We start from the raw sequence: 12,644 nt of genomic DNA on the forward strand, positions 1-12,644 counted from the left end.
AGGTTCCAATCTTTTTACTGGTTATTGTACTTTAAGTACAATGTGTGATATACTTACCCTCAATCAGAAGGGAGGTAACTACTATGAGAACAAGAGTTTCTGATCTCTATCACTCTGGCATTGACCAATACAGTCTCATCCTTCACAGCGGTGAGAACGGACTGTCAAACTCCGTCTCCTGGATCTATCTGGCAGAGGATATACAAAATATGTCTTTTTTAAAAGGCGGGGAGCTGGTTATCACCACAGGTCTCTTTACCCAAAGCGGAACCTGCCTGTTGGATTTTATCCGCTCACTGGTGACTTACAACTGCAGCGGACTTATCATTAATGTAGGTAACTATTTAGAAACAGCAGACATCACGGCTGAAATTCTGGAATTTTGCAAAATCAGCAGATTCCCTTTAATTACCATGCCCTGGAAAGTCCATCTGGTGGATATCATGCAGGATTACTGTAAAGCCCTCCTTCAAAATACACAGAGTGTGGACCATTTAAATGCGGCGTTTCAGGGCGCTCTCTATCAGACCACGCTTCACGAGACCACTCTTATGACCTTAAACCAGAACGGTTTCCCCACTGCATCCGACTACCGGATCATTGTAATTTCCAACCTGCGCAATGCTACCAGAATCACCTTTTCCTTAAACCGTCTTCAGTTAAAATACCACCTTTTTGAACATGATAATCTGCATATCCTAATTTATCTCGCTTCCCAGTCCGCGCCTCCTCTTAGTGAAATCATGGATATTCTTATGTATTATGACGGCATCACACTGGGAATCAGCAATGAATTCTATTCCCTGGAAAAAACAGGGATCTGTTATAAACGCGCCCGATTTGCACTGGCCGCCTCCATATTCTGGAGTATTCCCTCTGTTAATTTTGATGAACTGGGATTTTTTCAGATACTTTTTTCATCTTCTGACCCGGAACTGCTGCAGTCTGTCTGCAAAAAAAGCCTGGGAGTGCTGGAAGACTTTGATTCGGCCCATGATACTGATTACATGGATACGTTAAAAGTCTTCCTGCTGTCTGACTGCAATCTGTTAAAAACAGCCGATAAAATGCACACCCACAGGAACACGGTCATATACCGGATGAAAAAAATCAAAGAATTGTTAGGAACTGAGATGGACGATTCCAAAATTAAATTCGATTTGCTGATGGCTTTTTATATCAGAGAATATTTTGCCATATAATTCATATGAACAGGAAGCAATTTGTTATTCTCCACTGTCTTCAGCACTATAATGCTCCATATTAACGCACATATGCTCCATAACCCTGTAAAATACATCGATATCTGCCTGGGAGATTCCCTCACTGACAATCCCCTCAAACTGCTCAAATACTTTTCGTATTTCCCCCGCTTCCTTATATCCCTTCTCTGTCAGGCAGATGGAAAATGATCTCCTGCAGTCGGGATTGCTTTCCCGGACAAGAAGACCAAGCCCCTCCAGCTTATCAATGTTTCTTGACATCGCTGCCGCATCAATTCTGCAACGGTCTGCCAGCTCTTTCTGGGTAATGCGGTCCTCCTGCCGAAGATGATATAATATTTTCGCCTGCCCCTGACCTGGTGTCAGTCCAAGATCAGATAACAGCGGGAAAAAAATCTGCTTCCTTGCCTTTTCCCCCCGCACCAGCAGTTCCCTGATATTTTGTTTCTTCACAATCTGCCTCCTTCTTATTATTATTCCAATTCAAACTGCCCTGTATAGAGCTGATAATACTTGCCCTGCTCTGCAAGCAGTTCTTCATGATTTCCACGTTCAATGATCTCTCCTCTTTCCAGAACTAAAATGGCGTGGGAGTTACGGACAGTTGAAAGTCTGTGGGCAATGACAAACACGGTCCGGCCTTTCATCAGTGTATCCATCCCCTTCTCGATCAGCTTTTCTGTCCGCGTATCGATGGAGCTGGTGGCCTCATCCATCACCAGCACCGGCGGGCGGGATATGGCAGCCCGGGCAATGGCGATTAACTGTCTCTGCCCCTGGGATAAATTACTGCCGTCATTTTCAAGCAGAGTATCGTAGCCGGCAGGAAGCCTTCTGATAAAGGAATCCGCATTTGCAATTCTTGCAGCCTCCCGTACATCGTCCTCAGTTGCATTCAGCCTTCCATATCTTATATTATCGGCAATCGTACCCGTAAATAAATGAGTATCCTGGACAATCAGGGAAATGGAACGCCTTAAATCATCCTTTTTTATCTGCCGTATATCAATTCCATCATAGGTGATCAGACCTTCATTTAATTCATAGAACCGGTTGACCAGATTGATAATGGTGGTTTTTCCCGCCCCGGTAGAGCCCACAAAAGCAATTTTCTGACCAGGCTTTGCGTACAGACTGATTCCGTTTAATATGGAGTGTTCCCGTTTGTAGCCAAAAATAACTTCATGAAAACGAACATCTCCCTTAAGAGGCACCAGCCGGTATCCTTCTTTTTCATCATGCAGCTTCCATGCAAAACATCCTGTATAAGCCTGGGATTCCACGAGAATTCCATTTTCCCCTTCCTCTGTCTTTACCAGAGTCACGTTTCCTTCATCCACTTCCTGCTCTTCTTCCATCATCAGAAAGATTTTCTCCGCACTTGCCAGCGCAACCATCAGGAAATTAATTTGCATGGTAAACTGATTCATGGGCATGGCGCTCTGTCTTACATATACCAGATAGGAGGCAAGAGTTCCCAGATTAATCAGTCCTGAGATTGCAAACAAACCTCCCACACAGGCAGAAACTGCATAATTAAAATAAGACAGCGCAACAATCGTAGGAACTGTAATACCGGTGTAAATAGATGCCTTTGTAGAGGAAAGCCGAAGTGCTTCGTTTAATTCACAGAACTTCTCAAAATCCTGTTTTTCATGGCGGAAAATCTTTTCCTCTTTCTGCCCTTCCACCATTTCTTCCACAAACCCATTGATGCTGCCAAGATTCCTCTGCTGCTTTGCAAAGTAATTTTTACTTATCTTTCCGTTATGACGGATATAAAGCAGCATGACTGCCAGAAAGAAAACAACGATCAGGGAAAGACGTACATCAAGGACCAAAAGCATGATGATGGTTCCTGTTGAAGTAATAAAGCTCTGAATCAGCAGCGTAAAGCTGTTGTTTAACGCTTCCGATATGGTATCCACATCATTGGTGAAATGGCTCATCAGCTCTCCATGAGTATGGGTATCAAAAAAAACAAGAGGAAGCTTCTGCGTGTGACGGAATAAATCCATCCGGATCTCACTCACTACCTGCTGGGAAACATGAACCATCATTCTGCTGTAAATCAGACAGGAAAGTGCTCCCGCCAGATACAGACAGCCCATGATAAAAATCATGCGGATCAGCCCGGGAATATCTCCTGGAATAATATAGCGGTTTATCACCGGTTTTAAAAGATAGGTCCCCATAATCCCGGAAAAAGCACTGATGCATACCAGAACTGCGATCAGCAAAATGGAAATCCTGTAGTGCCCAATGTAGTTTAACAGATGGATAAGGGTCTTTTTTGCATCCTTTGGTCTTGCACGTCCTGTCTGTTTCATGAGGAAAGCCCCCCTCCTTTCTGCTGGGATTCAAAGATATCCCTATAGATTTCATTATCCCTTAAAAGCTCTTCATGGGTACCCACCGCATTCACCCTGCCGTCATCCAAAACAATAATCTGGTCTCCATGGGAAACGGAAGAGATTCTCTGGCTGATTATAATCTTCGTCATATCCGGAAGTGCATCTTTTAATCCATCATTGATCTTCTGCTCCGTGGCTGTGTCCAGCGCACTTGTTGAATCGTCCAGAATCAGAATCCTTGGTTTTTTTAAGATCGCCCTTGCTATGCACAGCCGCTGTTTCTGCCCGCCGGAGAGATTGACGCCGCCCTGTCCGAGAACCGTATCATATCCATCTTCCAGACGGTCAATGAATTCGTCCACACAGGCAATCCGGCATGCCTCCTTAATCTCATCGTCGGAAGCATTCTCTTTTCCCCAGCAAAGATTTTCTCTCACTGTTCCTGAAAATAAAGTATTTTTCTGTAAAACCATACCAATGGCTTTCCTTAAATGATCCTGGGTATACTGATAAATTCGCTGTCCGTCTATCAGAATTTCCCCCGAATTTATCTCATACAACCGCTGAATCAGCTGGACCAGCGTGCTTTTTGCAGCGCCGGTCTGCCCGATGATTCCCACTGTCTGCCCAGGAAGGATCTCAAAGGATATATCAGAAAGCACATATTCTTTTGCAGTTTCCCTGTATTTAAAATATACATGATCAAATTGTATGCCTCCCATGGTAATCTCTATGTCGGATGCACGGTCATCGCGGATCTGAGGTTCTTCCACAAGAACTTCTGAAATTCTTCTCCAGGAAGTCAGAGACCTGGTAAATAACAGGAACACATTGGAAAACATCATAAGAGAATTCAGAACCTGAAGCACATAGCTTAAAAAGCTGGTAAGTGCGCCCACCTTCATATGTTCTCCAATTACAAGGTTCCCGCCAAACCAAAGAATGCTTAAAATGGTTCCGTACATGACAAACTGCATGGCAGGCATATTGAGAGCTGCCAGTGAAAACGAACGCTCCGAGCTATTCTTTAAATATGTATTGACCTCTCCGAATTTTTCGGTTTCATAATCGCCCCGGACATACGCCTTAACCACACGGACTGCTCTTAAGTTCTCCTGTATGGTACGGTTTACAAAATCCATGGCGCCCTGCATTTTCCCATAAAGAGGTCTAACATTCTTAATGATAAAAAATAAGATCACTGCCAGCAGGGGGGCGGCAATAAAGAACACCATGGCCAGACTGGCATTCAGCCGGAAAGACACGACCAGTGCTGTGAGCATCATCACCGGAGAACGAAATCCAGGACGCATTCCGTTAGTTATGGAGTTCTGGATGGTGGTAACATCACTGGTCAGCCTTGTTACCAGGGATGATGTACTGAAACGGTCTGTGTTGGCAAAGGAGTAGGTTTGCATCTTTTGAAATTCCGCTTTTCGGATCTCAGCACCAATTCCATTGCCGCAGACTGCCGTAAGACGGGCGCAGGCGTGCCCCAGTAAAAGAGCGACTGCTGCAAAGGCAATCATCTGTCCTCCTTTCATCAAAATGTAGCTTTTGTTGCCGTTTGCAACACCCACATCAATAATGTCCGCCATAATCATTGGTATGATCAGTTCAAATACGGTCTCGGCCTCGATGCAGATAATTGCAAGAATCAATTCATTTCTGTACTTTTTGGCATAATGCAGCAGATTATTCATTTTCTTTTCTCCACATTGATTATTACAATAATTGTATTTGCAACTATTGACTATACAACTATTATATTCTCTCTGACGGAAATGTCAATAAATATCCAGCCGTTCTCATAAAAAAATCAGGCCCGGTGCCCCCTTAACAGGGGCATTTAAGGCCTGATTTCTCAATCTGATTTATTAAACCGGATATGTCTTGTTCTGCTTATCAGCCAGAGTGGAATCCACACCTGTCTGCTGTGCTGCACGGTATTCAAAGAATTCCTTGGCAACACTGGGGAACAGGGCATAGGACAGAACATCCTCATCCTGCTGTTTCCACTGTGCACACTCTTTCTCAAACTGAGGAAGCTGTGGTGCAATTAAGTCAGCCGGACGGCAGGTAATCGGTGTTTCATCACCAATAATCTTTTTCTGAACTTCCGGATTAAAGGGTTTTACTGTCTGTCCGAATTCACCCATAAGAATCTTTTTGGATTCTTTGGTTACCATCTTATAACGTTCACCGCTGATTACATTTAAAACTGCCTGTGTTCCAACGATCTGGGAAGAAGGAGTAACTAACGGAGGCTCTCCAAAATCCTTTCTTACTCTTGGAACTTCCTCTAAAACCTGTAAATATTTGTCTTCCTGACCCGCTTCCTTTAACTGGCTCACCAGATTGGAAAGCATACCGCCCGGTACCTGATATTGAAGTGTCTTAATATTAACTCCAAGCACCTTGGGATTTAAACGTCCGCTCTTTAAGGCTTCATCCCTGATCGGCTGGAAATGAGCTGCAATCTCTGCAAGCAGATTCTGATCATAACCGGTGTCATAAGGGGTTCCCTTAAAGGTTTCAACCATAACTTCGGTAGCTGGCTGGCTGGTACCTAAAGCAAGAGGAGACATTGCAGTATCAATAATATCACAGCCTGCTTCCACCGCCTTTAAATAGGTCATGGATGCAACACCCGATGTATAATGGGTATGAAGATCAATAGGAAGCTTTGTCGATTCCTTTAAAGCCCGAACCAGCACATCAGCATTATAGGGCGTCAAAAGTCCCGCCATATCCTTAATGCATATAGAATCTGCGCCCATGTCTTCAATTCTCTTTGCAATATCTTTCCAGTAATCCAGAGTATAAGCATCTCCAAGTGTATAGCTTAACGCAACCTGTGCATGCCCTTTTTCTTTGTTACAGGCTGTTACTGCAGTCTGTAAGTTACGGATATCGTTGAGACAGTCGAAGATACGTATGATATCGATTCCGTTTGATAAGGATTTCTGAACAAAATATTCCACCACATCATCTGCATAATGATTGTATCCCAGAATATTCTGACCGCGGAACAGCATCTGCAGTTTTGTGTTCTTAAATCCGTCTCTCAGTTTTCTCAGTCTCATCCAGGGATCTTCTTTTAAGAAGCGCAGGCATGAATCAAAGGTAGCACCGCCCCAGCATTCAACTGCATAATAACCAACCTGGTCCATCTTCCCCACGATCGGAAGCATCTGTTCAGTTGTCATTCTTGTAGCAAGCAAAGACTGATGAGCGTCACGAAGAACTGTCTCTACAATCTTAACCGGCTTTTTTTCTATATCTGCCATTTTCTTACCTCCTGGTTATTGTTCATTTACTTTGCTGCCGGAAATTGTATTCTCCGGTCATATTATTTCACTCCGAAAATAGCCATAAATGTACCGGCTGCAACCGCAGTACCGATAACACCGGCTACGTTTGGTCCCATGGCATGCATCAGCAGGAAGTTCGTCGGATCAGCCTCAGCACCCACCTTCTGGGATACACGGGCCGACATGGGAACTGCGGATACACCGGCGGAACCGATGAGCGGATTGACCTTGCCTCCTGTCAGCTTGCACATGATCTTTCCAAACAGGACACCTGCAGCTGTTCCAAATGAAAATGCAACCAGACCCAGGAAAACAATTTTAAGTGTATTGGAATTTAAGAACGCTTCCGCACTGGTGGTTGCACCTACTGATGTACCAAGAAGAATAACCACTATATACATCAATGCATTGGATGCCGTTTCTGTTAACTGTTTTACCACACCGGATTCTTTAAATAAATTGCCAAGCATCAGCATACCAACCAATGGAGCGGTCGTTGGCAGGATCATACAAACAACAGTTGTTACAATGATCGGGAACAGAATTCTCTCAAGCTTGGATACCGGCCGAAGCTGTTCCATCTTGATCTTACGCTCCTTCTCTGTTGTGAGAAGTTTCATAATAGGCGGCTGAATAATCGGAACCAGTGCCATATAGGAATAAGCCGCAACTGCAATGGGTCCCATCAGAGAAGTCATTCCCAGTTTACTTGCCAGGAAAATAGACGTAGGGCCGTCTGCGCCTCCGATAATGGAGATCGCTGCTGCTGCTTTATCGCTGAATCCCAAAAAAATCGCCAGAAAATATGCGGTATAAATACCAAACTGGGCTGCTGCCCCTAACAGAAAGCTCTTAGGGTTTGCAATCAGAGGACCAAAGTCTGTCATGGCACCTACGCCCATGAAGATAAGCGGAGGAAGAATCCCCCATTCATCCAGTTTAAAGAAATATTGCAGCAGTCCGCCGCCGGCACCATCCGCTCCAACCTCTTTCATAATATCCGGATAGATATTTACAAGCAGCATACCAAAAGAAATCGGCACCAGAAGCAGGGGTTCAAATCCTTTTTGAATCGCCAGATATAAAAACAGAAAAGCGACCAGGATCATAAGCATGTTACCTGCAGTCAGGTTGAAGAATGCGGTCTGCTGAAGAAGATTGGTGAATGTATTACTAATATAATCCATGTTAATCCCTCCATAAGGAATCCGCGCTATTTATTGTTATAGCGGATCTTTCCGTACTAGTTTAATGTAGCCAAAGTTGCGCCTGCTTCTACGGAATCACCCACAGCTGCCTGAACGCTGGCAATTGTTCCATCGGAAGGTGCTACGATTTCGTTCTCCATCTTCATGGCTTCCAGAACAAGAAGGACTTCGCCTTTTTTTACAGACTGTCCTGCACTTACCTTAACACCAAGAATCTTACCTGGCATAGGTGCAGTTACTTTTACGGAACCTTCCGGTCCTTTTGCGGTCTCTTTCTTAGGTGCTGCAGCGGGAGCTGCTGTTTTAACCGGAGCGGATACCGCTGCCGGAGCAGATGCTGCTGCTGTACCAGTTGTTTCTTCTACGGTTACATCGTAAACATTACCATTCACTGTAATTTTATAATTTTTCATGATGACAATCCTCCTGATTTTATGCTTTTTTCCAATTACCGGCTGCTGCACGTTTAATGGAACGAACAACAAGACCGCTTGGTGATACTCCTTCAGATGCTGCAATCGCTGCTGTTATTACAGCTACCAGTTCCAGATCATCCTTCAGCTCATCTTCCTCTGCAAGGGGTGTGGCAAATACCGGTTCAGCTTCAGCAGCCGCCTTTGTTTCCGAACCCTTTCCTTTATTAAGCATTTTCTCTTCAAATATACTGATATAACGGAACCCGCCAATCAGCAGACTGATAAAGATCAATACTACAAATACCGTTCCCATTCCCATCAGTGTATTAAAACCGGCCTTTTCCATCTTTTCAGCTGTATTATACTGTGGAATAAATGCCACACTGATTATTTTGGAAAGCTTATGGTCAAAGGTTACGGTGAAATCCATATTTCTCTTTTCAAATACGGTATTGACCGTAGCAGTATATCCATCCTTGCTCTCTTCCAATTTCACAGAATCAGAAGCTGAAACAAAACCGCCTAAATCACCCTTTACATTATTCCAGGAATCGATTCCCTCTGCCAGCGCAGCCACCTCTTCCTTTTTTGCCAGGCTCTTTCGCATCTGCTCGGTATCTTTGTCCTCAAGACCGGTGTACAGCTCCAGATACGAGGCGACGGGAATCTGCTCAAGCTGCGCTTTCATATCAGCATCGATGCCTTCGGACTTGGTACTGGCAGCACCGCATGCAGATAATGAAAAGAGGCAGACTGCCATAGTAAGACCCACTACTGCTCGTTTCAAATTTAATTTCATATACCTGTCACCTCATTCTATATCGTGCCATGTTTTTTCGCCGGACGATCCTCTCTCTTTGTGAATAACATCTCAAATGCAGCAATCACTCTGGCTCTTGTCTCACTGGCATCGATGATATCATCAACATATCCTCTTTTTGCTGCTGAAAGTGCACTGGACTGAAGGGCACGGTAACTTTCCGCCTTCTCCTCCATCACTGCCTTTCCGTCTTCTCCCTTTGCGATCTCATCCGCATACATGATCTTTGCAGCCTCAACCGGATCCATCATTCCTATTGCTGATTCGGGCCATGCATATACAATATCTGCACCAATGGATTTGCTGTTCATGGTAAGATAAGCGCTTCCCAGTGCCTGTCCAATCACAACGGTTACTTTCGGTACGGTTGCGTTGGCAAATGCATAGGTGAGCTTTGCTGCTGCCTTTGCAATGGTTTTTTCAGATCCTGTTGTGTTCTCATACCCGGTTACGTTCACCAGAGTGAGAAGGGGGATGTCAAATGCATCACAGAAACCAACGAATTCTGCAGCCTTCTCACAGCCTTGTCCCGTTAATTTCGCTTCATAGGACATGGTCTTTAATCCATTGTCGTCATAGGATTCTGTTCGATTGGCAACGCAGCCCACAGTGATACCGTTTAAACGGATAAAGCCGGTAACCATAGAGGAGCCATATTCTTTCCTGGTCTCCATAAAGAAATGATTATCAGAAATCTGTGTGAGCGCAATTTTCGTATCTCCAACATAGTTTGCCAAATCGGAACATACGCGGTTTAAATCATCCGTGCACTCATCGTAAGACATGTCATCCTCGCTATTGGCAGGTAAAATCGTAACAAGAGTTCTGATATTATCAAAAATCTCTTCTTCCTCTCCGATAAAATCTACCAGTCCTGCTTCCCTGCTCTGAAAACCAGCGGAAGCGGTATTTAGTTTTTCCATATAATTGTTCTGTATGGCGTTGGGTGAATTGACAAACAGCTTTGCAGACTTTCCTTCCATAAAAGTGAAATCTGCCATAGCTGCCGAGACAGCCATGCCGCCGCCGCAGGTGCCGAAGACCGCCACGATCTGGGGTACCACTCCTGATGCTAAAGTCTGGCTCATATAAATTTCACCAAAGCCATTCAGGGCATCTGTTGCCTCCTGAAGTCTTAATCCGGCACAGTCAATCAGACCGATCACCGGTGCTCCCATCTTCATAGCCATGGTGTAAAGTCGTGTGATTTTTTTAGCATGCATCTCTCCTACAGCCCCACCAAAAACAGAAGAGTCCTGGCTGTACACATACACAAGGCAGCCCCCGATGGTACCGTAGCCGGTAATAACACCGTCAGAAGGAGTTTCCCTTGCTGTCATGTTAAAGTCAGTGCTTCTTGCTGTTATATAACCGCCGACTTCAACAAAACTGTTTTCATCAAGCAAAGCGTGAATTCGGTTACTTGCTGATGTTTGTGTTGAATTACTCATTTTGCAATCCTCCATTTTGTAATATTTGCATAGCCTCGTTATAAAAATAACGACAAGACTATATAATAACACCAATTTCTGCCAATTATAATTGTATAATTAATTACGATATATTTCAAGCTCTTTTTAGTAAAAAAAGAGCAAAAAACTATGGATTTCTTACAATCCATTGTCTCTTGCTCCTAATTTCCGTTGGCATTTTATCGATTGGTGTAGATTTTTCCGGCATTTTGTATATTTTTGTCGAACTTATTTGTATGTTGTATACAAAGTCATTCTTTAATCTCCGTGATCCCGATGCTGCCCTCCGGCGATTCCTGGAATATAATCCTGGATGCTCCCTCTCCCAGCACGATACCTTCTTCGGTTTTCTTAAGTGTGGCTGTATCCACCTTGGCCACAGAAACCATTAAATCATCCCCAAACACCATATCCGGATTTTGCTTTAAGAGATCCTCCTGCTTTTTTAAGATTATTGTTTCCTGATCACTGTTAATAAATACACATGGATAGGTAATAAGTTCTGCCAGAGCCTCTAAATTCCGGTCTGAAACTGCTTCCTGTATTTTTTCCGCAAAGGCTTCCGCCTGCTTTCCCGGTCCCTTATAGGTCTCATCAGCCGATTCTCCCTGATCGTCCATAAGTGTGCCCGGCTCCTCTTCCTGTAAAGCAGCCGTTCCTTCTGTGCCGCTTTCCGTCATGGATTTTTCCATAATGCTGGCCGCAGTCTCCGATTCAGTCATCTGCGCAGCTTTGGAACCGGCGGTTAAATCTCCCTTTTTTCCGCAGCCGGCTGCAAAAAATACAGCCAGTGCAATGACAAAACAAATGATACCGAATCTATTCCTGAGCATCTTTTTCGTTCCTCCCTGCGTCCATTTACTGCTTCGGGCACAGTATAGCACCGGTAAAGATTGGAAGTCAATAGAGTTTCAAAAACCGTAAACCTTAGTCATTTTTCCGTAAGATATTTGTCCGCATTTTTAATTATTTGTATTCTTTATGAAGGGTAAAACCTCTTCCCCTCACCTCTGTTACCTGGTTGATAATCATAAAGGCATGAGGATCCATTTCCAGAACCAGTTCATTAAGCTTAGAAAGCTGCCTTCCTGAAATCACAGTGAGAACAGCAAAAGAGGATTCCCTTAAATGGCCTCCCTCACTGGCAAGCAGTGTGGTTCCTCTGTCCATCCGCCTCTGTATCTCCTGGCTGATCTGGTCATACTTTTTACTGATGATCTTAACCTGCATCTGATTCCGGCCAGTCATAAGCACTTTATCCAGAACCATGGTGTATAAAAGAACAAGAAGAATTCCATACAGGATCTGCTCCATGTCGGAAAATATCATCTGGGAGAGAAGTATTAGGCAGTCAAAAACCGACATGGTAAGAGAAATTGACAAATTCCACTTTTTATTAATGATGAGAGGAGGTATATCCATGCCTCCGGTGGACGCTCCCGCCCGTATTACCATGCCGATACCCGCACCGATTAAAAGTCCGGAAAAAACGGTTGCAAGCATTCGGTCCTGGGTAATCACCATATTGCCGAACAGATTCTCAAAAATCCCCAGAATAAATGGATAATAGAAGGTACTGATTAAGGTTGTCAGCGCAAACGCCTTTCCAAGCACAAATGCGCCGGCAGCAAACATGATAATATTAAATACCCCTACAAACAGAGCAATTGAAATTCCAAGTTTTGCATGGGCAACTAAAGCAAGACCTGTTGTACCTCCTGTAATCAGCCCATTTGGAAGAATAAACAAAGAAACAGCAAGCGCATATACGGTGTTTCCTGCCAGCACCGTAGCTATTTTTTTCAAATTCATACTTCAGTAACTTCCTTTCGTATAC

General features: G+C 44.1%; 11 protein-coding genes. 1 reads left to right on the forward strand and 10 read right to left on the reverse strand.

The features are described from left to right. Positions 1-83: 83 nt before the first annotated feature. The gene (locus V7D18_RS11820; protein ID WP_426154480.1) at positions 84-1,202 is read left to right on the forward strand and encodes a PucR family transcriptional regulator; all 1,119 of its coding nucleotides are present in this window, start codon (positions 84-86) and stop codon (positions 1,200-1,202) included. Positions 1,203-1,226: 24 nt separating this feature from the next. On the opposite strand, the gene V7D18_RS11825 is transcribed toward V7D18_RS11820, so the two are convergent. From V7D18_RS11825 to V7D18_RS11870, 10 genes are all read right to left on the reverse strand, one after another. After that, positions 1,227-1,676: a MarR family winged helix-turn-helix transcriptional regulator gene (locus V7D18_RS11825; RefSeq protein ID WP_426154481.1), complete on the reverse strand. Its 450-nt coding sequence runs from the start codon at positions 1,674-1,676 to the stop codon at positions 1,227-1,229. A gap of 20 nt (positions 1,677-1,696) precedes the next feature. Beyond that, positions 1,697-3,553: an ABC transporter ATP-binding protein gene (locus tag V7D18_RS11830; RefSeq protein WP_426154482.1), complete on the reverse strand. Its 1,857-nt coding sequence runs from the start codon at positions 3,551-3,553 to the stop codon at positions 1,697-1,699. Next, the gene (locus tag V7D18_RS11835) at positions 3,550-5,280 is read right to left on the reverse strand and encodes an ABC transporter ATP-binding protein (RefSeq protein ID WP_426154483.1); all 1,731 of its coding nucleotides are present in this window, start codon (positions 5,278-5,280) and stop codon (positions 3,550-3,552) included. Before V7D18_RS11835 ends, V7D18_RS11830 begins: the two co-directional genes overlap by 4 nt. 174 nt (positions 5,281-5,454) lie before the next feature. Next, complete coding sequence (locus V7D18_RS11840; protein ID WP_426154484.1) at positions 5,455-6,867, reverse strand: oxaloacetate decarboxylase subunit alpha; 1,413 nt, start codon at positions 6,865-6,867, stop codon at positions 5,455-5,457. A 62-nt stretch (positions 6,868-6,929) separates the two neighbouring features. Beyond that, positions 6,930-8,078, reverse strand: coding sequence for a sodium ion-translocating decarboxylase subunit beta (locus V7D18_RS11845; RefSeq protein ID WP_426154485.1), 1,149 nt, complete (start codon positions 8,076-8,078; stop codon positions 6,930-6,932). Between the two features lie 56 nt (positions 8,079-8,134). Next, positions 8,135-8,512, reverse strand: coding sequence for a biotin/lipoyl-containing protein (locus V7D18_RS11850; protein WP_117415238.1), 378 nt, complete (start codon positions 8,510-8,512; stop codon positions 8,135-8,137). Positions 8,513-8,531: 19 nt separating this feature from the next. After that, positions 8,532-9,314, reverse strand: coding sequence for an OadG family transporter subunit (locus V7D18_RS11855; RefSeq protein WP_426154486.1), 783 nt, complete (start codon positions 9,312-9,314; stop codon positions 8,532-8,534). A gap of 17 nt (positions 9,315-9,331) precedes the next feature. Then, positions 9,332-10,786 (reverse strand): acyl-CoA carboxylase subunit beta, encoded by a 1,455-nt coding sequence (locus V7D18_RS11860; RefSeq protein WP_426154487.1) that lies wholly within the window; start codon positions 10,784-10,786, stop codon positions 9,332-9,334. Between the two features lie 272 nt (positions 10,787-11,058). Next, complete coding sequence (locus V7D18_RS11865; RefSeq protein ID WP_426154488.1) at positions 11,059-11,640, reverse strand: hypothetical protein; 582 nt, start codon at positions 11,638-11,640, stop codon at positions 11,059-11,061. Positions 11,641-11,773: 133 nt separating this feature from the next. Further along, complete coding sequence (locus V7D18_RS11870) at positions 11,774-12,619, reverse strand: YitT family protein (protein ID WP_426154489.1); 846 nt, start codon at positions 12,617-12,619, stop codon at positions 11,774-11,776. Positions 12,620-12,644 lie beyond the last annotated feature (25 nt).

This window comes from Lacrimispora sp. 38-1 (genome assembly GCF_049890855.1).
Classification (GTDB): domain Bacteria; phylum Bacillota; class Clostridia; order Lachnospirales; family Lachnospiraceae; genus Lacrimispora.